The organism is Rahnella sp. R3(2024) (assembly GCF_042920125.1).
In the GTDB taxonomy this organism is placed as follows: domain Bacteria; phylum Pseudomonadota; class Gammaproteobacteria; order Enterobacterales; family Enterobacteriaceae; genus Rahnella; species Rahnella rivi.
In genome coordinates, this window is the sequence record NZ_JBHGBU010000001.1 from 2,943,020 (window position 1) to 2,969,160 (window position 26,141).

26 protein-coding genes and 1 pseudogene are annotated in these 26,141 nt (G+C 51.4%); 11 read left to right on the forward strand and 16 right to left on the reverse strand.

Annotation, left to right across the window (positions count from 1 at the left end; translation table 11 throughout):
• Nucleotides 1-2 precede the first annotated feature (2 nt).
• The 8 genes from yddG to ABSH60_RS13240 all read right to left on the reverse strand — a co-directional run bounded on the left by yddG (nucleotide 3) and on the right by ABSH60_RS13240 (nucleotide 8,154).
• The gene (yddG, locus tag ABSH60_RS13205) at nucleotides 3-881 is read right to left on the reverse strand and encodes an aromatic amino acid DMT transporter YddG (RefSeq protein ID WP_390974278.1); all 879 of its coding nucleotides are present in this window, start codon (nucleotides 879-881) and stop codon (nucleotides 3-5) included.
• A gap of 103 nt (nucleotides 882-984) precedes the next feature.
• The gene (locus ABSH60_RS13210; RefSeq protein ID WP_390974280.1) at nucleotides 985-1,737 is read right to left on the reverse strand and encodes a hypothetical protein; all 753 of its coding nucleotides are present in this window, start codon (nucleotides 1,735-1,737) and stop codon (nucleotides 985-987) included.
• 458 nt (nucleotides 1,738-2,195) lie between these two features.
• Complete coding sequence (locus ABSH60_RS13215; RefSeq protein ID WP_390974282.1) at nucleotides 2,196-2,885, reverse strand: SDR family oxidoreductase; 690 nt, start codon at nucleotides 2,883-2,885, stop codon at nucleotides 2,196-2,198.
• Between the two features lie 3 nt (nucleotides 2,886-2,888).
• Nucleotides 2,889-3,359 carry a YhcH/YjgK/YiaL family protein gene (locus tag ABSH60_RS13220; protein ID WP_390974284.1) on the reverse strand — a complete coding sequence of 157 codons (471 nt, stop codon included), beginning with the start codon at nucleotides 3,357-3,359 and terminating at the stop codon, nucleotides 2,889-2,891.
• 48 nt (nucleotides 3,360-3,407) lie between these two features.
• On the reverse strand, nucleotides 3,408-4,586 hold the full coding sequence (locus tag ABSH60_RS13225) for an exo-alpha-sialidase (protein WP_056777074.1): 1,179 nt from the start codon (nucleotides 4,584-4,586) through the stop codon (nucleotides 3,408-3,410).
• A 2-nt stretch (nucleotides 4,587-4,588) separates the two neighbouring features.
• On the reverse strand, nucleotides 4,589-6,004 hold the full coding sequence (locus tag ABSH60_RS13230) for a sodium:solute symporter family protein (RefSeq protein ID WP_122094139.1): 1,416 nt from the start codon (nucleotides 6,002-6,004) through the stop codon (nucleotides 4,589-4,591).
• An 82-nt stretch (nucleotides 6,005-6,086) separates the two neighbouring features.
• Complete coding sequence (locus ABSH60_RS13235) at nucleotides 6,087-6,974, reverse strand: dihydrodipicolinate synthase family protein (protein ID WP_390974286.1); 888 nt, start codon at nucleotides 6,972-6,974, stop codon at nucleotides 6,087-6,089.
• Between the two features lie 43 nt (nucleotides 6,975-7,017).
• The gene (locus ABSH60_RS13240; RefSeq protein WP_390974288.1) at nucleotides 7,018-8,154 is read right to left on the reverse strand and encodes an iron-containing alcohol dehydrogenase; all 1,137 of its coding nucleotides are present in this window, start codon (nucleotides 8,152-8,154) and stop codon (nucleotides 7,018-7,020) included.
• 195 nt (nucleotides 8,155-8,349) lie between these two features.
• Here ABSH60_RS13240 and ABSH60_RS13245 point away from each other — a divergent pair, with 195 nt between their 5' ends.
• The 3 genes from ABSH60_RS13245 to ABSH60_RS13255 are packed head-to-tail and all read left to right on the forward strand — an operon-like array spanning nucleotide 8,350 to nucleotide 11,464.
• Entirely contained in the window at nucleotides 8,350-9,696 is a 1,347-nt protein-coding gene (locus tag ABSH60_RS13245) for a four-carbon acid sugar kinase family protein (protein WP_390974290.1), read from the forward strand.
• Nucleotides 9,689-10,669: a D-threonate 4-phosphate dehydrogenase gene (locus tag ABSH60_RS13250; RefSeq protein WP_122094131.1), complete on the forward strand. Its 981-nt coding sequence runs from the start codon at nucleotides 9,689-9,691 to the stop codon at nucleotides 10,667-10,669. The genes ABSH60_RS13245 and ABSH60_RS13250 overlap by 8 nt, the downstream gene beginning before the upstream one ends.
• Nucleotides 10,670-10,705: 36 nt before the next feature.
• Nucleotides 10,706-11,464, forward strand: coding sequence for a DeoR/GlpR family DNA-binding transcription regulator (locus ABSH60_RS13255; RefSeq protein ID WP_056777098.1), 759 nt, complete (start codon nucleotides 10,706-10,708; stop codon nucleotides 11,462-11,464).
• Between the two features lie 73 nt (nucleotides 11,465-11,537).
• On the opposite strand, the gene speD is transcribed toward ABSH60_RS13255, so the two are convergent.
• The 3 genes from speD to ABSH60_RS13270 form a co-directional block, all read right to left on the reverse strand.
• Nucleotides 11,538-12,332, reverse strand: a complete 795-nt coding sequence (gene speD / locus ABSH60_RS13260; protein WP_056777103.1) for an adenosylmethionine decarboxylase — start codon at nucleotides 12,330-12,332, stop codon at nucleotides 11,538-11,540.
• Between the two features lie 28 nt (nucleotides 12,333-12,360).
• On the reverse strand, nucleotides 12,361-13,236 hold the full coding sequence (gene speE / locus ABSH60_RS13265) for a polyamine aminopropyltransferase (RefSeq protein WP_122094129.1): 876 nt from the start codon (nucleotides 13,234-13,236) through the stop codon (nucleotides 12,361-12,363).
• 191 nt (nucleotides 13,237-13,427) lie between these two features.
• Nucleotides 13,428-13,775, reverse strand: coding sequence for a YacC family pilotin-like protein (locus tag ABSH60_RS13270; RefSeq protein WP_056777109.1), 348 nt, complete (start codon nucleotides 13,773-13,775; stop codon nucleotides 13,428-13,430).
• A gap of 214 nt (nucleotides 13,776-13,989) precedes the next feature.
• Here ABSH60_RS13270 and cueO point away from each other — a divergent pair, with 214 nt between their 5' ends.
• Together cueO and hpt are read left to right on the forward strand one after the other, a co-directional pair.
• Complete coding sequence (gene cueO / locus ABSH60_RS13275) at nucleotides 13,990-15,594, forward strand: multicopper oxidase CueO (protein ID WP_390974293.1); 1,605 nt, start codon at nucleotides 13,990-13,992, stop codon at nucleotides 15,592-15,594.
• Between the two features lie 129 nt (nucleotides 15,595-15,723).
• A complete protein-coding gene (gene hpt / locus ABSH60_RS13280) occupies nucleotides 15,724-16,260 on the forward strand; it encodes a hypoxanthine phosphoribosyltransferase (RefSeq protein ID WP_056777114.1) in 537 nt (178 codons plus the stop codon).
• Nucleotides 16,261-16,579: 319 nt separating this feature from the next.
• Here hpt and ABSH60_RS13285 read toward each other — a convergent pair whose 3' ends face one another.
• Nucleotides 16,580-16,723: a hypothetical protein gene (locus ABSH60_RS13285; RefSeq protein ID WP_390974295.1), complete on the reverse strand. Its 144-nt coding sequence runs from the start codon at nucleotides 16,721-16,723 to the stop codon at nucleotides 16,580-16,582.
• Between the two features lie 395 nt (nucleotides 16,724-17,118).
• Complete coding sequence (locus ABSH60_RS13290) at nucleotides 17,119-19,044, reverse strand: autotransporter domain-containing protein (RefSeq protein ID WP_390974297.1); 1,926 nt, start codon at nucleotides 19,042-19,044, stop codon at nucleotides 17,119-17,121.
• 184 nt (nucleotides 19,045-19,228) lie between these two features.
• Here ABSH60_RS13290 and ABSH60_RS13295 point away from each other — a divergent pair, with 184 nt between their 5' ends.
• Complete coding sequence (locus tag ABSH60_RS13295; protein WP_056774696.1) at nucleotides 19,229-19,450, forward strand: hypothetical protein; 222 nt, start codon at nucleotides 19,229-19,231, stop codon at nucleotides 19,448-19,450.
• Between the two features lie 557 nt (nucleotides 19,451-20,007).
• Here the strand turns inward: ABSH60_RS13295 and ABSH60_RS13300 are convergent.
• Nucleotides 20,008-20,193, reverse strand: a complete 186-nt coding sequence (locus tag ABSH60_RS13300; RefSeq protein ID WP_390974299.1) for a hypothetical protein — start codon at nucleotides 20,191-20,193, stop codon at nucleotides 20,008-20,010.
• A gap of 212 nt (nucleotides 20,194-20,405) precedes the next feature.
• Between ABSH60_RS13300 and ABSH60_RS13305 the strand changes: the two genes are divergently transcribed.
• The 5 genes and pseudogenes from ABSH60_RS13305 to ABSH60_RS13325 form a co-directional block, all read left to right on the forward strand.
• Nucleotides 20,406-20,897, forward strand: coding sequence for an Hcp family type VI secretion system effector (locus ABSH60_RS13305; protein WP_056774700.1), 492 nt, complete (start codon nucleotides 20,406-20,408; stop codon nucleotides 20,895-20,897).
• 12 nt (nucleotides 20,898-20,909) lie between these two features.
• A complete protein-coding gene (locus ABSH60_RS13310; protein ID WP_072158087.1) occupies nucleotides 20,910-21,266 on the forward strand; it encodes a tlde1 domain-containing protein in 357 nt (118 codons plus the stop codon).
• On the forward strand, nucleotides 21,263-21,769 hold the full coding sequence (locus tag ABSH60_RS13315) for a hypothetical protein (protein ID WP_056774703.1): 507 nt from the start codon (nucleotides 21,263-21,265) through the stop codon (nucleotides 21,767-21,769). The genes ABSH60_RS13310 and ABSH60_RS13315 overlap by 4 nt, the downstream gene beginning before the upstream one ends.
• Before the next feature lie 224 nt (nucleotides 21,770-21,993).
• A complete protein-coding gene (locus tag ABSH60_RS13320; RefSeq protein WP_235533428.1) occupies nucleotides 21,994-22,449 on the forward strand; it encodes a tlde1 domain-containing protein in 456 nt (151 codons plus the stop codon).
• A 284-nt stretch (nucleotides 22,450-22,733) separates the two neighbouring features.
• A pseudogene (locus ABSH60_RS13325) lies at nucleotides 22,734-23,294 on the forward strand (phage portal protein); the annotation flags it as partial.
• Nucleotides 23,295-23,341: 47 nt separating this feature from the next.
• Here the strand turns inward: ABSH60_RS13325 and ABSH60_RS13330 are convergent.
• Together ABSH60_RS13330 and ABSH60_RS13335 are read right to left on the reverse strand one after the other, a co-directional pair.
• Complete coding sequence (locus ABSH60_RS13330; RefSeq protein ID WP_122096970.1) at nucleotides 23,342-24,154, reverse strand: DUF6694 family lipoprotein; 813 nt, start codon at nucleotides 24,152-24,154, stop codon at nucleotides 23,342-23,344.
• A 308-nt stretch (nucleotides 24,155-24,462) separates the two neighbouring features.
• The gene (locus ABSH60_RS13335) at nucleotides 24,463-26,052 is read right to left on the reverse strand and encodes a DUF262 domain-containing protein (RefSeq protein ID WP_390974302.1); all 1,590 of its coding nucleotides are present in this window, start codon (nucleotides 26,050-26,052) and stop codon (nucleotides 24,463-24,465) included.
• Between the last annotated feature and the right edge of the window lie 89 nt (nucleotides 26,053-26,141).

Genomic DNA, 26,141 nt, shown 5'->3' on the forward strand with positions numbered 1-26,141 from the left:
GTTTATTTCCCCCGCGAGGCGGTCCAGCACAGCAGCGAACCGCCGACCACCATCAGCACGCCCGGCCAGAAACTCGCGCCCGGCAGTGTATGCAACCACAATCCGGCAATCAGAATTGAAGACAGCGGCGTGAAGTACGAAAGTGCCGCCACCAGCGTTGCATTGCCTTTTTTCATCGCGATATCCCAGCATTGATAAGAAATGGCGGTCACCGCGCCCATCGCCAGTAATTCGAGAATGGCCGGTAACGTCAGGCTGATGCGATTCGATGAATAGGTGAAATACAGCACCCAAAGCACGGCACCGGTGGCGAGTAAAAACAGCGGCAGCACGCCTTTGCCCTTGCAAAACACCCGCACCAGATTGGAATACAGCGCCCAGGAAACGGCAGCACCGAGCGCCAGACTGTAGGCCACAGGATTGCCGCGCACGTTACGCATCAGCTGATGAACGTCCAGCCCGTGACCGCCGCTGATTGCCCACAGTACACCGGCAAACGCCAGAATAACGCCCGGCCAGATCCACCAGCGCACGCGAAGTTTCAGCAGTGGCACGGCAAATAACAGTGTCAGGCTCGGCCACAAGTAATTGATCAGTCCCAGTTCCAGCGTTTGCTGACGGCTATGCGCCAGACCAATCGCCAGCGAAAATGCCACCATATAAAAGATAAATAACAGACCGCAGATGATCAGATAAGCCGCGGATTCCCCGCGCAGCGACGGCTTTCCACCCACCATCCAGACCATGATCCCGCTGACCGTATAAATAGACGCGGCAGCACCAAAAGGGCCGAGGGATTCAGACAGGCTGCGGGTGAGCGCCACGCTCATGCTCCACAATAAAATGGCGAGAACGCCGGACAGCGTTGCGAAACGATCCATATGAAAGGTAAGCCTCTGGAAAAGGAGGCTTTTAAGATAAGCGATTGTTCCGGTTATTTACACCGGAACAATCCGCTTGAGGGGCGCTGATTGACTGACATCATCAGAAGTAGAAACCGACTTCCAGACCCAGAGTGGACGTCGTGGTCGCAGGCTGATAATAGCCAACGTTGCGTCCGTTCAGGTCACCCTGTTTCTCGTCTGACTTGCCATACTTCTGGTGCACATAGCTGGCTTTGACGAACACATCTTTGTTGATGTTCCAGGTCAGGCTGGTGAACGGCGAGAGCTTAGACTTCGGCTCCAGCCAGACATCGCCCTGATTACTGTGCGTCCAGGTTTTGATCGGGTACAGCGCACCGCCTTCCAGGCTCAGACGTGAATCGGCGGTCATCTGCCAGTTCGCGCCTACAGAGGCCTTAGCGTACGGCTGCAACGACACTTCCAGCGCCGTGTAATCCCGCGTGCGGTTTTCCGAAGCGATGTAGACATCGTCGGAGCGGATATTACGCAACCACACCTGGCCGCCGAGCGCCCCTTTCATATCGAAAGAAACGCTGTCTGATGCGCGGTAACGGTAACCGCGCGTCAGGTCGGCGCTGTAGCCGGTGTAATAGGTTTTCCCTTTCAGCGTACCGTTTGGCACGTTGGCCTGATCGTCAAGGGTGCTGCCTTTATAATTGACGATCCCGAACATCACACTCATGTCCCAGGCTTTTAATAAGCCGCTTGGGGCGTCGAGATAATTATTAGATCCGAAATTTACGCGCAGGCGCGGGCCATGTTCAGCAACATATTTACCGTCCATATTATCGACGGATTCGTCCCACTTATAATATTCAGCACCATAACTCACATAGTGCCGCATCCCTTCAGTATTGCTGCCTAACAAACTTTCCCAGCCCGGGAAACCCCGGAAACCAATAAAGAACTCGCGACCAGCAGGCTGGATACGATCTTTAATTTACTCATTGTCATTTTTTATTTCTGCTTGCAGGTGGATGGAGCTGGTTGCTTAGTAAGCAATACGGCGATGCTAAAGGTCGGAGGGGCAGAGATAAAGAGATTTATCTGTTTTTCAGAAAATAGCGATCTTTTGATCGGCGTTAACTCAAATTAATGGATGTATATAAATATAATTTGATTTACAGGCTGTGCATTATTTTAATAATTTGGCTTACCGGACAGATCGTTTAACGATCAATTTGACTTAAAATAGATTTTAATAGGCGTTTTTATATTAATTTGTCTTAAGGAGTGTAGCCGGTTTTTATACCGGCGTGGTTATTTTACTTAAGTAATGCTAATCGAGTTTTAAAGGGAAGCGCCGCCGCAAATAATTAATTGCTGGCCGGTAATCGCTGCGGCGGAGGGCGAAAGTAAGTAAATGACTAAATCGGCCACTTCCTGCGGCTGAATATAGCGACCTATCGGCGGCAATCTGGGCGGCGAACTCTGGCGCTGCGGATTGTCCAGCATGGGGGTTTGCGTCGCGCCGGGGGCCACCACGTTGACGGTGATACCACGCGGTGCCAGTTCCGCCGCCCAGCTACGCGCCATACCGATCATGGCGGATTTGGTCGCCACATACTGACTGCGTCCGGCGACGCCCGATGACGTCCTGCTGCCGAGCAACACGATGCGCCCGCCGTCCGGCATATTTTCCACCAGCCGGTCGGCCAGCACTTCTGCCACGCCGATGTGCAGTTTCCATAACGCCTCGCTGGCCTGCGGATCCAGCTGCCCGAGCGGTGCCGCTTTCATCATGCCTGCGGCGTGGATCACGGCATCCACCTGAGGCAGTGTTTCCAGCACTGCGGTCAGTTTTTCCGTGTCGGTGATATCGAGCGGCACTGCGCAAAAGTGAGGGTGTTGAAAGCTCACTTCGCTGCGCGCCAGACCGGTCACCTTCCAGCCCTGCGCCAGCAATGTCAGGCACACCGTTTCACCAATGCCCGAGCTGCAACCTGTCACCAGCGCGTGTTTTAGCGGTGTAATGCTCATGGCTTACTCCTTTAACGTTGATGCCGGTACTTTGAACACCGCTTTACGCACCACGGCAGGATGTGTGGTGCAACACAATGCGCGATGCGGCTCGCCTGGCGCGAACGTCACAAAGTCACCGCTGCGCAGCAAAATCTCATTGTGCAGCGCGGGATTGTCGGGAATAAATAAATCAGGTTTGCGCTCCGTGGCGGGCTGTCCGATGGCGCTCCGGGTATCGAAGCCGATGATCTCTTCGCCCTCCAGCACCACCTGAATATCCAGCCAGTCGTGATGAAATTCAGTATGCCGGTCCGCCGCAGGCGAGGTGTTGGCATTGCCGATGTGGCAAAACCAGGTTGCGCCCTCCGGCTGGAAGCGTCCATCTTCCCGCGCGCAAAGCGCTTCCAGCGAACACTCCGGCAGCGTAAGAATGCTGAGCAGCACATCAGGCAAAGTTGCCAGTGACAGCGCACGTAAATGACCTGCAATCATGATCTTCTCCTTATAAAAAAAGCCCGCGCAGGGCGGGCCGGACCGGCGTCAGCCTTTTACCCAGGACTCTTCGACACAAACGTATTTGATCGCCTGCCGGTAGTAGGTAAACGCGATATGCAGTTCGCCGTTCAGCCCCTGTTTGATGCTGGGATAGGAGAACTCGCGGTTGAGTTTTTGCTGCGAATTATTGGTCATGCAGTAACCGTCGCCGGTTTCCAGATTGCGCAGGTAAGGCCATGAACGGCCACCGTCTTCGGAAATGGCCAGCGTCATCGGCGCGCGCGGTGCGCCCCAGAAGGCCGTGCGTGCACCGGTTTCGGCAGTCGCTTCCACGCGCACATCGTCGTCTTCATCTTCGATTTCGTCATACAGCGAGGCCCGGCGTTCGCTGGCATCGGCGGCACTCAGATGATTGAACACCAGCGCCAGATGCCCGTTGGCGAGCGTTGTCACCTGAATTGACGAGTTGTTGTTAGGCAACGCGGTCGGCTGCGGCGCGCTCCAGCTGTTACCGCCATCCACGGAACGGCTCTGGTAGATGAAATCCGCCCAGCGGCTGCGGTACAACGCCAGCAGGCTGCCGTCGTGCAGCGGCGTGATATTCATGTGCACGCAGCCGGTGCTTTCCGGTACCGCCACGTCACGCCAGGTTTTCCCCTTATCGCTGGAAATTTTAACGGCGCTGTCGTCATTGTTGCCGACCCATTTTTCACCCGGCTGCGTGCGGCAGTAAAACACCGGCAGCAGCCAGTCGCCATTGGCCAGCACCGTCACCGGCTGGCGGATAAAGGTGCCGGGTTCTCCGAGCAGTGTGCCGATGTCTCCCCAGCTTTTGCCCAGATCCTGAGACTGGCGAAAACGCACAATCGCGGTGTCCTGATTGCCGGATTTCTGCGCGGTGTACATCAGCCACAGCACATTATCCGGGTCGAGGAACAGCACCGGATTTTGCTCCGAACGGCTGGCATCTTCTGAGAGTTTCACCGGCTGGCTCCAGACCTGCGCGCCTTTTTCCAGACGCGACAGGTAAATGGAAATATCGGCAATGCCTTCCTGGGTGCCGGCAAACCACGTGCACAGCAGGCTGCCGTCGGGCAAAGGCAGCAGATTGGCGGCGTGATTTTGCGGACAATCCGACGGCAGCATGGCGTCACGGCGCGCGGCGTCATGTTCAGCGGTGTGCACTTTACCGCTGCGTTCGACGGTTAGCGTTTCAGTGGTCATCTTTAAGCTCCAGACTTTTGAATAAGGTGTGCATTTTTACTCTTTACTGCGCGCTGCGGGATCAGTCGGTCAATCACCATAATGATGGCCGGTGTCACCAGCGCAATATACATATTGTTGATACCAAACGGATCGCCGAGCAGATACCAGACGGAAGTCACCACGCAGGCACCGATCAGACCAGCGTTGGCACCGCGTGCACTTTTAAAGAACGGCAGGTAGAACGCCATCACCGCCACCACGGAAATCGACAGGCGGATGGCGCGGGTGAAGAACGACAGCTTCAGCACTTCCGGCACCAGCAGCACGAAAATCAGCGGCAGGAAACCAATCAGCAGCGACAGCCAGCGGGTCATTTTGAACTCGCGTTCAGGCGTCGGATTGCGGTACGGCACGTAGAAATCTTTCACAATCAGCGAGGCAATCGCCAGCGCAACGGTACTGACGCTGACGAAAATTGACGCCACCAGCGAGGTGGTCACCAGACCGGCGATCCACGGATTCATGTCCTGAATGAAGATCGGCAGGGCGTACAGGCTGTCGATATCAGGATGCAGGAATTTCGCGGCCACGCCGATCATGCCAATGGCCAGCGCAATCGGCACACAGAAGAAGAAGGCAACCCAGGTGGCGCGTTTGGCGGATTCCGCGCTTTTGGTGGAGGAAATTGCCTGGATCACGAACTGCGTACAGAAGATAGACCCGATGGTGCCGATCAGCCACGCGAAGATGGTGCTGGCGCCTATGCTGCCATCCCAGGTCCAGTAGAAATCAGGCATCTCTTTTACCATGGGCATCACGCCGCCGGTCATGTGCAGGGCGATGCCTAAAATCACCAGCACGCCGATGTACTTGATGGCGCTGTGCAGCATCGTGACCCACGCCATTCCTTTCAGGCCGCCGAACGCAAAGTAGAAGGTACTGACGACGGCGGTAATAAACGCCGCGACCGGCAGATTGACTTTCAGCACGGTGGAAATGGCCGCCGCGCCGCTGACGTAGTTACCGACGTTCACCAGCAGCAGGGCGTAAATCATGATGATCGAAATAATGTTCTTGGTGGTGTTGCCGTACTTCTCGGCAATCGCCCCGGAAATGGTGATTTTCCCGGTGTTATAAATGCGTTTTACCAGCAGTAAGCCAAAGATCGGGAAGCCGATGGCTGCGCCCAAAATTGACCATGAGGCGGCAAAACCGCCTTCGAACGCCGCCTGAGCGGTACCGATGGTGGATTTTGCACCGATGTATTCCGACATCAGCAGCACACCGACGATGAAGGCGGGCATCGCACGCGAGCCTTCCATAAAGTCGCCGCTGTTTTTACTGCGTAACCGGTAGGTCAGCCAGGTGGTAAACAGGATGTAGACCAGAACAATGCTGATAATTATTAACGTATCTGATGAGCTAAATTCTTTCATTTTTTCCTCACACAGCGCGTAGGGGACCCTGCCTGCGCACTTTCATGTGCAGGTGTCGGTGGTTTCAGAAGGTAAGGCGCGTTTAATCGCGCAAAGTAAAGGTCTTGATAACGGTCAGGATCTTTTGTGTATCGTCCTGCGTGAATTCGACCGGATACCGGCTTTCACCCACGTTAAAACCGAGCAGATTCACGGCTTTTTTAACCACAGCCGGTGAAAATGCGATGCTGTAAAGATCGGTTCGGATCTGATTGATCTCCGCCTGCACGGCTTCGGCGGCGGCGGCATTATTCTCCTGCAGGTGGCGGTAAACGGCATTCACCTGTGTGGGGATAATATTGGCGATACCGGAGATACACCCGGCGCTGCCTTCGGTGAAACCTTTATAAATCAGCGAATCCGGCCCGGTCAGGACATCGAAATCTGCAAACTGACGGCTGACCTCATGGAAGCCATGCAGGCTTTCCCACGAACCGGCGCTGTCCTTAATGCCTTTGATGTTGGGATGATCGGCCAGCACGCGCACCACGTCCGGCGTCAAGGTATTGCCGGTGCGGGCGGGAATGTTGTAGAGATAGACCGGTACGGTCAGCGCATCGGCCACCGCGCGAAAATGCATAATCAGTTCCTGCGGGCGCAACGCTGCAAACCACGGCGTAATCACCGAGACGGCACGCACGCCGAGTTTTTCAATCTGTTTGCCAAGCCTGATGGTGTCGCGGGTCGAGATCTCGCCGATATGCGACATCACGCCTGTGTCATTCCCTGCGGCATCAAGACAGACCTCGGTCACCTGAATTTTTTCCTGCCCGCTGAGCATAAAAAATTCGCCGTTGGTGCCGTTGCAGAAAATATTATTCCCCGCCTGTTTCTGGCGTTTTACCTGCTGGCGCAATGCGTCGCTATCGAGTTTTCCGTCTGCGGAAAAAGGCGTCACAATCGCGGTATACACTCCGGTAATGTTATTCATCTTATTCTCTTCACGTCGTTGTCATCGGATACGAAATAAGGGCTTACCTGATACTGCGGTAAATTTCTTCTATTTGATTTTTCTCTACCGGCATGGGTACATTTTTAATTAAACGTTGTACCTCTGTTGCCCCCTGCGACAAATAAGGAATGTCATCAGGTGTGATATTCAGCTGACGTAATGTGACCGGTAAATCCAGGCGATGCACCAGCGCGTCAAAATATTCCACCAGCGCATAGGATTTTTCTTCTTCACTTAATGTCAGGTCAGCCTCCGGAATTAAGTCGTAAGTCCGGGCGAATTTACTGACCGCTGAAGGCCGGACAAACGCCATGCACGGCGCGAGCAGAATGGCATTCGCCACGCCGTGAGGAATGTGATATTTCCCGCCGAGCGGATAGGACATGGCATGCACCAGATGCGTACCGGCATGGGCAATGGACGCACCGCCGTAATAAGACGCCCACAGCATGTTCAGCCGCGCTTCCAGATTGCCCGGCTCAGCGACGGCGGTTTCGATGTTGGCGAACAGCTTCTTCATGCCGACCAGCGCAAAGTTGTCACTGACCGGGTTGGCGATCACTGACGTGAAGCATTCGAACAGGTGGCACAGCGCGTCGATACCGGTGGAAGCCGCAATACGTGCGGGCATGCTGGTGGTCAGTTCCGGCACCAGCGCCACGTAATCGGGCAGCATCACTGGCGTAATAATGCCGACTTTAGTTTCTTTTTCCGGGATGGCGAGAATCGCATTGGGTGTGGCTTCTGACCCGGTGCCTGCGGTGGTCGGGATCAGCAAAGACGTGGTGCGACGCTGCGGTTTCTCACCTGCCAGCAGGCTTTCCAGCGTGACGTTTTCATCGCCCGCACACAGCAGCGACAGCAGTTTGGCGACATCCAGCACGCTGCCGCCGCCCACGCCAATCACCAGATCTGCTGAAGGCTGATTTAACGCGTTCAGAATGGCAGAGACATCGTGCTGGCTCGGCTCCGGCGGCACGTTATCAATCACGCTCACCTGACAGCCCGCCTTATCCAGCTGAGTTATCAGGGATTGCACCGGCGGCAGGCCAATAATGTTGTTGTCGCTGACCAGTAATACCTGATGCTTTCCGGCCAGCAGGTAGCCGATGTCCTGCAATGACTGATAACCGCTAATGACTGTACTGTTGATATTCATGTGTGATCCCTGCCGTCTGAGTCTTCAATAAAGAGTGAGTTCAATCATAAAAGGTCGATACTCCTCACATCGTCAGGAGAATTTATAGGCGAAATTGAAGTTGAATAATTTGAAGTTGCTCACATATAATCAATCATGATTGAATATAATCATAACCAGCAAGATTAATCCGACCCTCTTCTTCACGGAGCCACGATGGCTGAAACAGCAACAATCGCAGACCGGCCGACGCCGCCACAACTTCTGGTGATCGCCGATGACTTTACCGGCGCGAATGACACCGGCGTGGCGTTGATCCGGCAGGGGCTGGCGGCCAGCGTGCAGTTTGACGAACACCGCGGCGTGCAGGGCAGCCGCGAAGGGCATGCGGTGATTTACAGCACCGACAGCCGTGCGCTGAGTGCGGCAGAAGCGGCAGGCAAAGTCACACGTGCCCTCCGGGCCGGGGCCGCCGCTTTCTCCGGTGAGTATCAGGTGTTTAAGAAAATTGATTCCACGCTGCGCGGCAACATCGGCGCTGAAACAGAAGCGGCGCTGATCGCACTGAATTGCCCGCTGGCGATTGTCGCGCCGGCGGTGCCTGAACTCGGGCGGGTGGTCACCGGCGGGCAGTGCTACGTCAACGGCCATCTGCTGACCGAAACCGAATTCGCCACCGACCCGAAAACGCCGCTGAATACTGCCAGCGTGGCGGCGCGGCTGGCGGAACAAACCTCGCTGCGTGTGCACCATGTCGGGCTTGACGCGCTCAGAGGCGGCGATGTGCAGACAGAGATTTTTGCACTGGTGGCATCGGGCGTACGCATTCTGGTGGCCGACAGCGAAACATCTGAGGATCTGGCGCGTATCGTGCAGGCCGCGCAACGCCTGCCGTTCCGCCCGCTGATGGTCGGCGCGTCGGGTCTTATTCATGCGCTGACAGACGCCAGCCAGCGCGGGAGCGGCGACGCGCCGCTCAGCTCCGCCGTTGAAAAATTACCGCTGCTGGCGGTGGTCGGTTCAATGAGTGATATCGCCGCACAGCAGATCGCTTTTCTGAGGCAACACCGGGCGGTGACGCTGGTGGATATCGATGTGTTGGATCTGTTTTCGCCCGGCTCACCGGCACGGCAGCTGACGCTCGCCGCGCAGATCAGCGGGGCGCTCGGGCAGGGCAAACACTGCGTGATCCGCACGTCGCAGGGCGCAGCGCAGCGGCATCAGATTGCGCAATTCTGCAAACTTCAGCACATCAGCCGTGCGCAGATGGGCGAGCGCATCGCCGCTTTCCTCGGGCAACTGACTGATGAGGTTTTACGACAACCGGGAAAACTGCCGGGCGGGCTGTATTTGTCCGGCGGGGATATTGCGCTGGCCGTCGCCCGCGCGCTCGGTGCAACAGGGTTTGAGATTAAAGGACAGATTGCAGGCTGCGTTCCCTGGGGATATCTGCTCGAAAGCCAGTTCCAGCGGCTGCCGGTGATGACCAAAGCGGGCGGATTCGGCACTGAAAACACGCTACTTGACGTTTTACGCTTTATTGAGGAGAAGGTGAGTGACTAAAATTATCGCAGTAACCATGGGTGACCCTGCCGGTATCGGCCCCGAAATTATCATTAAAGCGTTGGCGGAAGGTGAGCTTTCCGGCACCCAGGCGGTGGTGGTCGGCTGTGCGGCAACACTGCGGCGGATCCTTGCGCTGGGCGTCACGCCAGCGGCGGAGCTGCGCATTATTGATAACGTCTCGCAGGCGCATTTCGCGCCGGGCGTGATCAACGTGCTTGATGAACCCCTGGCCAATCCTGAAGCGCTTATCCCCGGAAAAGTGCAGAAAGAGGCGGGCGATCTGGCCTATCGCTGCGTAAAACGCGCGACCGAACTGGCGATGGCCGGAGAGGTTCACGCCATCGCCACCGCGCCGCTGAATAAAGAAGCGCTGCATTCTGCCGGGCATATTTATCCGGGGCACACCGAACTGCTGGCAAAACTCACCCACAGCCGCGACTACGCGATGGTGCTTTACACCGATAAACTCAAGGTGATCCACGTCAGCACACACATTGCGCTGCGCAAATTCCTCGACACGCTCAGTCACGAGCGGGTCGAAACGGTGATCCAGATGGCAGACACTTTCCTGCGCCGCGTCGGATATGACAATCCGCGTATCGCCGTGGCCGGGGTGAATCCGCATGCCGGTGAAAACGGGCTGTTTGGCGATGAAGAAATTAAGATTGTCGGGCCGTCGGTTGAGAAGATGAAAGCCAAAGGGATTAACGTCACCGGCCCGTGCCCGCCGGACACCGTGTTCCTGCAAACCTACGAAGGGATGTACGATATGGTGGTGGCGATGTATCACGATCAGGGCCATATTCCGCTGAAACTGATGGGATTCTATGACGGCGTTAACATCACCGCCGGTCTGCCGTTCATCCGCACGTCGGCTGACCACGGCACCGCGTTTGATATTGCGTGGACAGGAAAAGCCAAGTCTGAGAGCATGGCGATCTCTATTCAGCTGGCCGTACAACTGGCGTAATACTACGTCAGCGGCGCAGGATAAAAAGGAATCACGTTGACCGGACAAAGCCGCCTCGATCAGATTATGGATTATCTGAAAAGCCATAATCTGGTCACCGTAGAACAACTGGTCGCCGCCATTGCGGCTTCCCCGGCGACCATTCGCCGCGACCTGATAAAACTCGATGAACAGGGCGTGATCAGCCGCAGTCATGGCGGGGTGACGCTCAACCGGTTTATTCCCAGCCAGCCGACCACCAATGAAAAGCTTCAGCGCAGTTTGCAGGAAAAGCAGGCGATTGCAGAAATGGCCGCCGCGATGGTGAAACCTGGAGATGCGGTGGTGCTGGACGCCGGCACCACCATGCTGGAACTGGCGCGTAACCTGACGCATCTGCCGCTGAGGGTGATCACCGCCGATCTGCGCATCGCGCTGTTTTTATCCGAGTTTAAGCAAATAGAAGTGACCATTATTGGCGGGCGTATCGACGACAGCAGTCAGTCTTGCGTTGGCGAACATGGCCGTCGTTTGCTGCGCAGCGTCTATCCGGACATTGCGTTTATCAGCTGCAACTCGTGGAGTCTGGATAAAGGCATTACCACGCCGACGGAAGAAAAGGCCGGGCTGAAACAGGATCTGGCCGCGAATGCGCGGCGGCGGGTCTTGCTGGCTGACAGCAGCAAATACGGCGCGTATTCGCTGTTTTGCGTCACGCCGCTTTCAGAAATGACCGACATCATCAGCGATAAAGGACTGCCTCCGGAGATCCGCCAGTCATTAGGCGATCAGCCGTTTCACCTGACGCTGGCCTGAAACCGGCAGGCTTAAGTAAAAATAAAAAAGGCCGGGCATCCGCAGATGTCCGGCCTTTCTCATTTATGCGCTGTTACGCCGGCGAAAAGTTACGGCCGTAATAGATTTCCTGCATCTCTTTGTATAACAAATCGGTGATCTCTTTACGCTCCTGTGCGCTCAGCTCTTCCGGTTTGGCATTAAACAGATAATGCTTGAGATCGAATTCCTTCAGCAACATCTTGGTATGGAAGATGTTTTCCTGATACACGTTGACGTCCATCATGTCGTACAGCGCTTTCATATCCTGCGACATAAAGTTCTGAATCGAGTTGATGGAATGGTCGATGTAGTGTTTCACGCCGTTCACGTCGCGGGTAAAACCGCGAACGCGATAATCGATGGTGACAATGTCAGATTCAAGCTGGTGGATCAGATAGTTCAGCGCTTTCAGCGGTGAAATCACGCCACAGGTCGACACTTCGATATCAGCGCGGAACGTACACAGACCGCCTTCAGGATGGCTTTCCGGATAGGTGTGCACACAGATGTGGCTTTTATCCAGATGCGCGACCACGGAATTCGGCAGCGGGCCGGGATGTTCGGTGGTATCAACATCGCTCGGATCTATCGGCTCTTCGCTTACTAAGATCGTAACGCTCGCACCCTGTGGTTCGTAATCCTGTCGCGCGACGTTGAGGATATTGGCACCGATAATCGAGCAGGTTTCGGTGAGAATCTCCGTCAGGCGGTTGGCGTTATATTCTTTGTCAATGTAGGCAATGTAGCCATCACGATCGTCTGCGGTTTTGGCGTAGCAGATATCGTAGATACAAAAACTCAGGCTTTTGGTCAGGTTGTTGAAGCCATGCAGTTTCAGCTTTTGCAATTTAGTTCACCCCCTTATGGATGCAGTATCAGCGCGCGGCTGACAGGGCATTCAGTAAATATTGCGGCAGGGCAAAGCTGCCGTGATGGATCGCCGGATTGTAATAACGACAGGTGAGGCCAGCGGCGTCAAAACGCGCCTGCAAGGTCTGGTTATCAATCTGGCGATATTCCGGGCTGTTGGTCGCCCAGGCAAAGGTCATGATGCCGCCGTAATAGGTCGGGATCGCAGCCTGGTAGAAACTGACATCACTGAAATAGTGGCTCAGTTTGGTGTGGCTGTTGACCGCTTCATCCTGCTGGAGGAAGCAGACGCCATTTTGTGCCACGAAAATGCCGCCCGGTTTGAGACAACGGGCACAGCCTTCGTAGAACGCCGATGTAAACAGGCTTTCTCCGGGACCGATCGGATCGGTGCAATCGGAGATGATCACATCAAAGGTGTCGGTGGTCTGATTCACGAAGTTTACACCGTCGTCGATCACCAGATTGAAACGGGGATCGTCATACGCCCCGGCGCTGTGGTTGGGCAGATACTGGCGGCAAAACTCCACCACGCCGGCATCAATCTCAACCATGGTGATCGCCTCAACGCCCTGGTGGCGGCACACTTCACGCAGCATTCCGCCGTCGCCACCGCCGATGATCAGCACTTTTTTGGCATGACCGTGCGACAGTAAAGGCACATGGGTCAGCATTTCGTGATAGATGAACTCATCGCGCTCAGTGGTTTGCACCACGCCGTCGAGCGCCATCACGCGACCGAGCGCGGCATTTTCGAAAATCACCAGATCCTGATGATCGGTTTTCTCACGGTATATCTCTTTATCGACGCTGAAATACTGACCAAAATGGGCGTGCAGCGTCTCATACCATATTTCTTTGGATGACGGGTTCCTGGACATCTGATACTTCTCCTGAGCCTTCGCAGCCATAAAAATGGGCGCACATGATAGCTAACTCTGACTTTGCATGCACGGTTGCATTTCAGGCAATGATTGTGAGTCCAGTGTAGTTCAGCCAGGAAAAGCGGGGAGGAAAGGGGGAAAAAAGTACAGGCTCCGGCATCAGTATGGCGGAGCACCATGACAAGTCATCAGTTGGTGTAAGCCAGCAGGCTCAGCGAATCACGCGCCAGAGATTTACATTTGGTCGGTTTTGGCACCGCAATACCGCTCAGATCGCGGTAGCTGTCTTCACCCATCGCCTGCATATTGAAGCTGTTGTAATTGCTCAGATCCCAGCGGTTTTGCTGGGCAAAAAACACGATCGCCCGTTTGATCTGAGTATTCGGCAATTGTTCATAGCCGCAGTTATTTTTAAGAAACACGAAAACGGCGGTCAGATCCGCCAGATCTTCGGCTTCTGATTCACTTAACGCCTGGCTGGCGGAGGAGAAGCCGAGCAGTGACAGCAACAGCAAACACAGTGTTGTTCTTTTCATGGGCGTGTTCTTGTTCTTTTAAAGGGAAAGAAAATGAGAAAGACTCGGCTCAAACAGCAATAAAATGACGTTACCATATTAGCACAAAGGGTCACGAAGTTTCTTTAGCCCGGCCCGCCGCTTGACCTTCCCCCAGGGGCAGGGTTTAGGGTAACAGGCTATAATGCCGCCCGATGCGTTTACGCCTGGCAAATTCCAATCATAAGGACTGAACATGAACCGTCGCGATTTCGTAAAGTGGACGACCCTGATGGGCGCAGCCAGCGCGTTTCCCGGCTGGAGCCGTTATGCGCTGGCCGGGAGCCGCCCGCCATTGCCGATCCCCGCGTTACTGGAGCCGGATGTTCGTGGCAGCATTTCGCTGACCCTGCAACGGGGTCAGAGTCAGTTCTTGCCGGGCATCAGCACTGACACCTGGGGCGTGAACGGCAATCTGCTCGGCCCGGCGCTGCGCATTCGCCGGGGGACGCCGGTCAGCGTCACCGTCAATAACCGACTGGACGTCGCCAGCACCGTTCACTGGCACGGGCTGGACATTGCCGGTGACGTTGATGGCGGCCCGCAGGCGCTTATCCCGCCAGGGCAAAATCGCAAAGTGACTTTACAGCTCGATCAGCCCGCAGCGACCTGCTGGTTCCACCCGCATCCGCACCAGACCAGCGGGTATCAGGTGGCAATGGGGCTGGCCGGTCTGGTGCTGATTGAAGATGAAGCCAGCGATCTGTTGCAGATCCCGAAACGCTGGGGCGTGGATGACATCCCGGTCATATTGCAGGACAAACGCCTGAATGACGCCGGGAAAATCGATTATGAGATGGATGTGATGACCGCCGCCGTTGGCTGGTTCGGGCAACACATGCTGACCAACGGCGCGGTGTACCCGCAGCACGGCATTTCCCGCGGCTGGGTGCGTTTTCGTTTACTCAACGGCTGTAATGCGCGCTCGCTGCACATCGCCACCAGTGATGGCCGCCCGATGTATGTCATCGCCAGCGACGGCGGTTTTCTGCCGGAACCGGTGAAAGTCAACGATTTACCGCTGCTGATGGGCGAGCGTTTTGAAGTGCTGATTGATTGCAGCGACAGCAAAGCTTTTGATCTGGTCACGCTGCCGGTCAGACAGATGGGCATGACGCTGGCGCCGTTCGACAAGCCGCTGCCTGTGCTGCGCATTCAGCCGACGCTGACCCAAAGCGGCAGCACACTGCCGGACACACTGGTGCCGCTGCCGGCGCTGGTTTCCGTCGATAATCTGCCGACCCGCTGGCTGCAACTGATGATGGATCCGCAACTGGATCAGCAGGGTATGGCCGCGCTGATGGCGAAGTATGGACACAACGCAATGGCCGGCATGAGCATGGATCACGGCGATGGCGAGATGGCCGCCATGCCAGGCATGTCTGATAGCGGTCACGATGCCCACGGCGGGATGGCGGGTATGGACATGAGCAAAGCTTCCGGCCAATACGATTTCATGCAGGGCAATAAAATCAATGGCAAAGCCTACGACATGAATGTGCCTGCATTCGATGTGAAGCAGGGCCAGTACGAGAAATGGACCCTCTCGGGCGAAGGCGACATGATGCTGCATCCGTTCCATATCCACGGCACCCAGTTCCGTATTCTTTCTGAAAACGGTCAGCCGGTGGCGCCGCATCGTCAGGGCTGGAAAGATATCGTGCGCGTTGAAGGTGCACGCAGCGAAGTGCTGGTGCGCTTTAATCATCTGGCGGATAAGCAACATGCATACATGGCGCACTGCCATCTGCTGGAACACGAAGACACCGGCATGATGCTCGGATTTACCGTTTCTGCATAAAATCCTACCCGTACCCGCCCGGCGCGTGACCCGTCGCCGGGTTCTTTGATATAATCCTTTCCGCTTCAAGGTCGCCGTTTTGCTGAAAAACGGCGATAAATATCCTCAAATCAGGTGGTTAGTCTTTATATGAAACATCGCGTAGACGTCATGATTTCCGAGCAGGAAGTCAAAACCCGAATTGCCGAGTTGGGCCGTGAAATCACCGAACACTACCGCGACAGCGGCAGCGAAATGGTGCTGGTTGGGCTGCTGCGCGGTTCCTTCATGTTTATGGCTGACCTGTGCCGCACCGTCGATGTGCCGCACGAAGTCGACTTTATGACTGCCTCCAGCTACGGCAACGGCATGTCCACCACCCGCGACGTGAAGATCCTTAAAGATCTCGACGAAGACATTCGCGGTAAAGACGTTCTGATCGTCGAAGACATCATCGATTCCGGTAACACGCTGAGCAAAGTGCGCGAACTCCTGCAACTGCGCGGCCCGAAATCCCTCGCCATCTGTACGCTGCTGGATAAACCAGAACGCCGCGAAGTGGACGTGAAAGTGGAGTACGTGGGTTTCGCCATCCCCGACGAATTCGTTGTCGGCTACGGTATCGACTACGCCCAGCGCTACCGCCATCTGCCGTATGTGGGCAAAGTTGTGATGCTCGACGAGTAGTGTCTGGCTATCCGTTTTAGCCATTTTTGGCGCGGGCAGTAATTCATTCGAATAAAAACGGCCTTCAGTTTGAAGGCCGTTTTTTATCCAGAACAGGTGACAAACACGCAGGGTTTGAACGGTCCTTTCTGAATGGATTCAAGGGGATTGGCTGATTCGTGCTTATATCAATCCGGTTTTGATTATTTACATGCTGCATGACTGGCTTCATCAATGACCGGTGTGCCGGGTTCATCACCCAAAGTACAAGGAACGGTCAGGGTGACGCCCGGAAGAAGTGGATTAAACGCTTTTTAAGAGCGCCGGGTTCTAAAACAAGTTAGGCGTTCTCAAGCTCTAATTTTTCGGCCAGCCGGTGCAGGGCGCAGACGGACATCACTTCCTCTGCTGCCTGTGAAAATGCCGACCAGTTGGCGGCTATAAACCCCGCAACCACCTCTGCTTCCTCTTTATTCAATTCCATCAACTTTCCTTAACACCTTAAAATCTCAGCGCATTATATTATTAACGAATGATATTAATTTGTTTTTTGTCATTTAAATGGAGATTTCTGTTGTAAAGAACGTTATGGATAGTCATACACAATCCTTACATTGAGTGCCCACATCCTGTCCACGCCTGAGCATCGTTACAGGGCTTAGAGCGGCTTACACAAGATATAACTCACTGATTTATATTGATAGATTTGTAAGTGCAGGAAATTTTGGATGTTGCAGGGCGCGCCGCCTAAAAAACCGACGCAGCACAGGAAACTCTTTGTTTTACCAGCGGCTCCCATCATCGTCCTTTGGGGGAAGTCAAAAAAAAGCCACCTGCGGTTGCGGGTGGCTTTGGTCAGTCCGTGAATTCAGATTGTTATCAGAAAGCGTAACGCACCTTAACGGCAATGCTTTGGCTGAAGAAGCTGGAGCGTTGCTCTGAATCGTATTGAACGGTGCCGTCCAGTTGGTCAGTGAACTTTGCGGTCACGCCTACGCCCGCCATCCCAATCCACGGGCTCTGCTCCATGCTCTGGTAGGTGATCGGGGTATCAGGGCTGCCGGTAAAGGAGATCCGGTTGGCGCTACGGTCATTGATGGTGTCATACCCCACACCTGCCGTCGCATGCACATTCACAAAGTCAGACACCTGGAAACCCAGCTTGGCTTTGGTGGAAACAATCATCGCTTCAAGCGTCTGCCCATCCACATCCAGACCCAGATCGCTGGCATTTTTCTCGGTGTAGCCTTTGTCCTTGATACTGTAGTAGTCGCCACGCACTATCGGCGTCAGGGTCAAATCGTCCGTCAGATTGAAGATGCTCTGTAAACCGAGGCCTGCCTGCAGATTACGGCTGTGATAGCTGGAACGCGCCACGCCGCCAAAAGCGAGATCAGAGGACGACGGGTTAATGATGTTCAGGTAACGATTACCCTCAACGCTGTCGCGCCCGTAGCCCGCTTTCCAGGTCAGGGATGTGGCGGGAGTGAAGTCAACGCTGCCATAAAGCAGGGTATTCCAGCTTTCGATCTGCGCATCATGGCGGAAATCGTCTGAAGTATCCTTCACATCGGTGCGGCTGGTGCCCACTGCCACACCCACGCGAGCCTGTTGTAATACCGGCACATCGGCGCCAATGGCGATACCGCGAGTATCCGATTTATAACCATCCAGCCCGTCACGTTGTTCCTGGTTATCCCATCGACCTACCGGCCTGATCCATAAGTACTTCTCGGGATTAAACTCTTCGTATTGACCAGACTCCCGCACCGAATCCTGACGAGAGTCCACAATATTGCCAAAGGCACGCGCATTATTTAACTCGGCATAAGGCAGCATACCGTTCATCAACGGCCCTAACTGCACGACGTTACGGTAAACCTGTTGTGCGTTCGAGGAGGAAGTGATGGCGCAGACCGTCGCCCCTAACGCGCCAGAGCAATAGCTGGACTCATTACCGTTGCCGCCGGTGTCCGGGTTTGCGCCGGGAAGAGTACCCGGACTGGTGCCTTCACCAGCGGAAGTTGTTTTGGCTATAATCTGGTCGATGGCGCCACCGATACGGGAGGCCGTCGGTGAAGCGGTTTGCGTGGTGACCGCCGTTTGTACGCTGGTAAGTCCTGTATCCACGATGCGTAATGAGTAACTTGTGGGTGTCAACTCCTGTACAAACTGGAAGCGCAGAGAGTCATCAATCACCGATGTCGGGGTACCGATAAGGCTTGAGGAGGTGACCACATCACTCAACAAATCGCCATTGCTAAAGTCCTGGCTACCATTGGTCACCACAATGGTATTACCCGCCAGCGATGCCGTTCCGGCAACCTGCAATTGCCCATAATTAGTGGCATTCTCAGCCTGCAATGCCAGGAAGGCATTTGAAGACTGGCTATAGTTGGCCACGCGTGAAGGGGAATTATTATTCAGCAAATCAAACAGGCCACTGTTGCTCATATTCGTTGCCGGAGCATCAACCCTGCCAATAATAATGCCTTCATTATTTATACCATTAGTGACGGTGCTGGTTTCACTGACACGAATCGCATCCCCTTCGATCGAACCAATAACACCGCGGTTAAGCAGTAAATTGGTTTCGCTGGTATCGTCAAGGGTAATCCCTCCGCGCCCGGCAGCAATAATCCCATCATTGATAATGCGTGAAACTTGCGCGTTATCCTGCAAAGAAATGCCGCTATCAGCCGCTTCAATTATCCCTGCGTTATCAATGGTACCGGTTGAATCACGGCTAAAGTTAATACCATCGTCAGTCTCAGAATAGATCACACCTGATGAGCTGTTTACCACCGCGACATCTTCAGCCGTCGTTGTGGCCGTATCAACGAAGATACCGGAACTGCTCGGACCGCTTGCTGTGATGCTTCCGCTATTGTTGATTGCGATGTTCCGACTCTCTCCTGTGACCCAGATACCATGGGATTGAGCACCGGTAGTGGTAATAACGCCATTGTTATTTAAGGTGTTATTGCCGATGTTTGCATCTAAAAGGATCCCTGAACTGACGTTCCCCGTTGTGCTTAACTGTCCATTGTTGGTAATGGTGCTATCAAAAACACCCGACAAATGGACGGCGTTGGAATTACTGCCCGAAGTGCCTATGGAGGCGTCGTTGATTAAAGTGAACGCACTGAGGGTCTCTAAAGCCACACCATCACTGGTGATGGCATCTGTTGTAATGTTGCCCTGGTTTTGAAGGCGGCTGGATGAGGTATTGAAATAAAAGGCAGGCGTATCCTGTTCAGTAAGAGTAATTTGCGTACGGGGAATAATCGTCGCAGTGATACCACTTGCATCAGTAAAGGATTGCTGGGTATTTATTATTCCATCACAGGTTATGCTTACGTCATTCCCCACCGCGGGAGTACAGGCTGCCAGAGCATTCACAGGATTAAATAACCCATAGCTGCCAGCGATCCCGCTAAAGAGAAAAAGCTTCATTTTAGTTTTCAACTATTTATCCTTCCCCAGAAAAATTAATCATTAAATATAACGAGCAAAAAGGCTTTATAACCGCCCTATAAGTAATGCTCACCAGATAATATAGTAGGCGAGTAAACGGTAATCGCCAGCCAAAAGCCCTGTTGATTATTTCTCGGATGGGATAACGATATTCCTGAGAGGTCGTCGTTGATTTTACCGACGCAGACCATGCACCCGCCCCGGTTCAGGCCAGCATCGACGTTGAAGACAGCCGCCCGTTGTTCTGCCGCTAATCATGCCGACGCGGCAACATCACGGCTTTTAGTTGCGTCAAGCTAGGCGCGCACCGTTTACGTCAAAGATAACGGCAAGTAAGTCCTTTTTTGCGGTTACCGCCATTTCCGCAATCCAAATGGCAACACTCTCACGTTCATCATGATCGCAATCTGTAGGTGTGGCTAATTTGGCAATTAACGCGATCCTCTCTAACAATGCAGCTGTTTGTAATCCTTCCATCCCCACCCCATTCAACTGTATGTTTATACAATGTGGTGGATTTTTTTAGATATGATTTCCATATATTTCTTAATGTTATGCATGGCAATTATCTGCCACCTAAATGCTTCACCTGCTAAATAGACAATCTTTGCCTTGCGGTAGAAGTCCATATTGTTCAAGTGGCTTTTGAGGTGTATGTTTTTCCCACAAAACATAAGGAGTTGTTAATAATGGCTATACCAGCATATTTATGGTTGAAGGATGACGGCGGAGCAGATATCAAAGGTTCTGTTGATGTCCGGGGACGTGAGGGGAGCATTGAGATAGTAGGTTTGACACATGACGTTTCAATACCCAATGACAACAATACAGGAAAGCCGACAGGCACCAGGATTCATGCGCCGTTTACTTTCGATAAAGAAATCGATTCATCGACTCCCTACATCTATAAAGCAATATGTACTGGACAAACGCTAAAATCAGCTGAAATAAAATACTACCGTATTAACGATGCTGGGCAGGAAGTCGAATATTTCAATACCTTTTTAGAGAACGTAAAAGTTATTGGAATCATTCCAATGATGCACGATATTAAATCTGCGTATGGCGAAAAGAGGAGTCATATCGAATATGTAGAATTGAGATATGAAAAAATCACATGGAAATACCTGGATGGAAACACTCAGTATTCTGATAGCTGGGATGAACGCACTACTGCATAGGGAGATGTAAAAATGGTTTGGACATATAAACAGAGTACCGGTGAAATGTTTCATGACGGTGTATTAGTTGGACAAGGTTATTCGGGTGCATTGACCAACAAAAACAATCCAGATCGCCAACATGTTAGAGGAATGGGGCCTCTTCCACGTGGGACTTACCGAATTGGTTCCACAACGGCATCTAAAGGCCCTATGACGATAGAACTGCACCAGACATATGGCGATTCTTTTGGTAGGAGCCTATTTCGTATTCATGGCGAAAGAACGCATGGTCCGGCAGGTTTCGCATCTGAGGGTTGCATCATCCTGCCGCCAACAGTACGTCATCAAATTCGAGGGTCGTCTGAATCTCTTGAGGTAGTGAGATGAGAGTTTTTGCCGCACTTTTATTTTTTCCTTTGATGGCTTTTGCTGCGGCCTCTCCGCAAAAATTACGCAGTGAAATCCAAAAATATGGCGAAACTGAATTCTCTGAAAAAGTATCATCAGATGATTGGAAAACCGCACTTAAGAATATTGCCAACGGTCAAAATGATTGGATATCTTTGGCACCAGATTTAGCATCAGTGATCAATCAGCAACAGGCAGAACAGCTTTCCGAAGCACTTTATTATGCTATTGCCCCAAATGCTAAAGAGACATTGAATACTCTCGCCATACTCGATAAGCACAAATATAAGCATCAGCAGGGAAGCGTTCTATCCTGTGTTTCACCGTTAAATAAGCCTAAAGAAGAAATGATGCGTATTTATAATGACACACGTCTGGCATTGCTTGATGTTCCTGGCGTTGAATCCGCAACCTGTCTATGGTCACTGGAAGGTTGGATGGAACAGGTTAAACAGGAAGATGCCTCAAAAACCAATAAGTAGTTTATGGCAGAAGAACATGCCTTAAATCGTGTCCTTTACTGAGGAATGATTAAGATTATGGTGGGATGAGGCGGGTTAAGTTTTTTAGTTAAGCTCCGGCCAATTCTCAACCATTGCGAAATGTAATTCTGTATCATTGTGACGGTAACGTAATTTTTGCGGACGCCTGGAATGAAAGGGTGACAGCTTAAATGGCTCTAAATTGTAGTTTTGTGCTGAATGGCATGGAAACTTCCATTTTGAGCTGTGCTGGTGTAGGCAATTTCCCTGCCTTCTCAGGCCAGTTAGTTGGTCGAAATAACCCAACATTAACTAACATTGCTGATCTGGGACCACTTCCTACAGGGCGTTATTTTATTGTCAGCCGCGTTTCTGGGGGGCGCTTAGGCGGCTTAAGAAATGTTGTCCTTAAATATGGTTACGGCACTGACAGAGATACATGGTTTGGGCTCTATCGCAATGACGGAAAGATAAACGATGAAACTTTTATTGAAGGCGTTAAACGTGGAAGTTTCCGGCTTCATCCAATCGGACCAAAGGGACTCAGTGAGGGCTGTATTACTATGACATCACAATCTGATTTTGATTATCTTCGGACTGCATTGCTGGGTACCTCCATGATCGGTGTTCCGGGGTCATCGCTAAAAGCGCATGGAACGATCAGAGTGACTCTCGGATGAAGTGGATTAAGTATTTTTTTGCCGCATTGGGCTACCTTGTGGCGTTCTGCATACTGATGACCATCTTTACCCAAGTGATTGACAGCTATGCTACAGGTGAACAGATAGAAAGTTTCGCTCAATTTTGGGGAGTACATGACATAGAGGGAATGCTAGACCTTTATGTCGATGCCTCACTCATTGTCTCAGGCTTAATATCTATTGTGGTAATCCTGTTGTGTCGCATTTATATCCGGCGCCATTTAAGATCATCAGACTGAAATACTCAGCAATTGGAATACAACGCCCACCAGTTCGAAACAGGCAGCGTACTTCATCTGATTGAGCCGGTTATTAATCAGGAGCTGTACGGCCTGCCGGAATACCTCAGCGCCCTGAACTCAGCCTGGCTGAACGCCGCGACGCTATTCCGCCGTAAGTATTACCAGAACGGCGAGCACGCCGGGTATATCCTCTATATGACCGATGCGGCTCAAAGTAGCTCGGACATCGATCAGATGCGTAAAGCGATGCGGGACACGAAAGGTCTGGGCAACTTCCGCAACCTGTTCATGTACGCGCCGGACGGGATCAAGATTTTGCCGCTGAGTGAAGTCGCTACGAAAGACGACTTCTTTAACATCAAGAAGGCCAGCCGGAACGATTTGCTATGCGCGCATCGCTTACCGCCGAAGGTGATGGGGATTATCCCGGAGAACAGCGGCGGGTTTGGGGATTCGGTTAAGGCTTCGCAGGTATTTGTGCGTAACGAACTGACGCCGTTGCAGGAACGGTTCAAGGAGCTAAATGCGTGGTTTGGGGAAGTAGTGGTCAGATTTACTGCTTACGAACTAACGCCGGAATAGCAGCCTAAAAAGATAAGGCTGCTATTCTACTGCCCGGGCGTAACTTATTAGTTACTTTCCGGGTATTTTGCCTTCAGCTTCGCAAGTCTGCTTGCGTCCTGTTCAGTAAAATTCCCATCCCCAAATATCGGGTTCCCTTCAGCATCATCGATACGGATAACAGTAACAGTAAATACTGCATCAGCAGGCGCTTCAATTTTTCCCCAATCTGAATAAGGATTAGGAGCCAGATTCCATTCGGCCTTTTCACCTGGTTCTAGTCCACCAGAAATATTATAACTAAAGGAATCAGTGTACCAAGGTACTTCCCTACCTGGACTTGATATCACACCTTTGAAAGAAACGCGTGATACAGCTTTTGTTGTACTATTTTCAACACTTAGAGCGATGATAGGCTGATCTCTACCATATTTTTGTTTCTCGAAATAGAAACGCGAACGAATAACCTTAAAAGCCTCAAGTTGCTTTAAACTGGCTTCGGCGGCTTTCTGTTTAGCCTCAAGTTCTCCAATCTCCTGACGTGCCTGAGTCTTTTCTTTTTCGGCTCTCTCTTTTCTGACGGTGTCCGCATAACTAATAACTTCTTCACCTGTCTTTCCCGATAGATCGAGTTTCATTCTCTCGTCAATCGTTGAGGTATCTTTATTCATGCCTGCTTTCATTATGTCACCCAGACTAAGGTGAGAAAAAGCAACTACTTTCAAAGCATCATCATAGGTTGCACGTTTATTTTCAGGTAACGACTCCCTGACTTTCTGAATTGATGACTTCATACTTTCATCGCTGGAAGTATCTATTTTGGGTTTATCACAACCACTTAAAAGAAAGGCCAAGGTAAGCACTATTGCTATTTTTTTCATAACTATCCCTATTAGACAAACACAACTCTTAGACGGATCGTAGCCCCAGAGTAGATCATACAAAAACTCACTTGAAACTTGAAAACAGCCTAGGGTGCCACAATTTGTGGATTTTTTGAATGGCTTCACCTCAGCGCGCGCAATGTTACCCGACTGCACGCTTCTGACTTCGTTTACTGTTTTTAATGCATGAGTTAGGACTGCCTTAAGCCCGGCCATCTGGGCTAACTGGTACTTTTACCCCTCCCTATGTCATGCAAATCCATGCATGTAGGTATGCATGGATCGCTGAACATTAATTTTAAATCTCAGAAAGGTGAGTATTTTGACTGTAGATTGAAAGCTATCTGGTTAAGAAGTTTTTTTCTTTCCGTAATGAAAACATCATAAGATAATTTATCAAAGTCTGTAGGGATTGCTGATGCTTTCAAAATACCGTCTCTCAATGACGTATTTAACATTCTATTATAAATCGCAGGGGCTTTATCTTTTATCGTTATGTTGTCGCCTCTACTGAGGAAACAGAAGTTTGCTAAACAATTTATTTTTTTAGCATCTACCTTAAGAGATTCTAAGTGTTTTTTGGGGAATATATGATGGAACTCATTTTTATTGGCAGCTTTTAAAGCTGACTTCAGATCAACTGATGCACCGCTTAAAAGAGATTTAGGCTGGCAATTTGCAAGCATAGCTATCAAAACTTTAGTGTTTACTGATTGTACGTTAAAGGTAGAATCAGTAAAATCGATGCTTACTGGCAGAGGAACGCCTGGTAACTTATATGTAGGATCATCTTTTAGCTTAAGCATTTCAGCAATATCTTTTTCTTGCTTACCATTAACATCAGAAGCATATCTTCTAGAGAATACAGTTCTCCAAAACCATGCTTTTAATTCATTGCCTTGTGCAGCGTTATATTTGTGCCCATCTTTTTTATTTGATTTAAAGAAAACTGATAATGGTATTAGCATCGATGGGAATGGAAGTAACTCGAATGAATGAGTATTTAACTCCCGAGTCAGAAAATCAATCGCACCGATTATTCCTGCACTTATCTCAGAAAACTCTTCACGAACTGATTGCCCTGTCATTTCAAAGATGGCTTTTGGGGTGGTAACACCTTTAGTAGCTGCGGAGCATATTTTTAATTGCATTTCCTTGTTTTTACTCAAGGATGCATAACCATGCTGTTCAATAGTCACACCTAACTCTTCAAACTTATCTATTAAACTAAATTCTTCTGACCAACTCCAAGCAGCTAGTAACTCAAATGCATCCAGGGGTGTGCCTGCACGATTTATTCTTTCAAACACAATTGCAACATCAGCTTTCTCATTAGATTCAAAAACCTCATTTGGTATAAAATATGATTGGAATTTTTCTTGCAGTTTAAGGATTAAATCCTCTTCGATGTTTGTTAGTGTTTTAGTAGCATTACGAAACTCTCGAGGATCGAAAATTGTTGATACATCAAAATGCCTTCCAGATATTATATCTTCAGGATGGAGTGGTATGAAATAAGAATCCTGCCTTGCTCCATCAGCTTTCATATCGAAATATATATTTACCCACTCTTTGTCATTTGGGTTAGGATGTAATTCTTTTTGAAATACACTAAAAAGAGACGTAATACGTTGTTGACCATCTAATACATAATTGACAGGATAACTTTTTTTTGGTTTTGGGAGGGTGTATCTTCCTAAATTTTTTTCGTAATTAAGTTGTTGCTCAGTTCTCCATAGAAAAACAGTTCCGATAGGATAGCCCTTATAGATAGAATCAAGTAAAAAAGCAACTTGATCGGGTTCCCATACATAATTTCGTTGGAATGCTGGAATCCTTATGTCACCCCCATTGATTCTTTCGATCAACTTTTTGATAGTCAATATCTCAGCCATGCATATCATCCTTATTTGAGTTTTTAATAAAAATACTGAGAGTTTGTAAGTTTATTTCCCAATGTTTTTCTACACTCTTTTAACTGTAG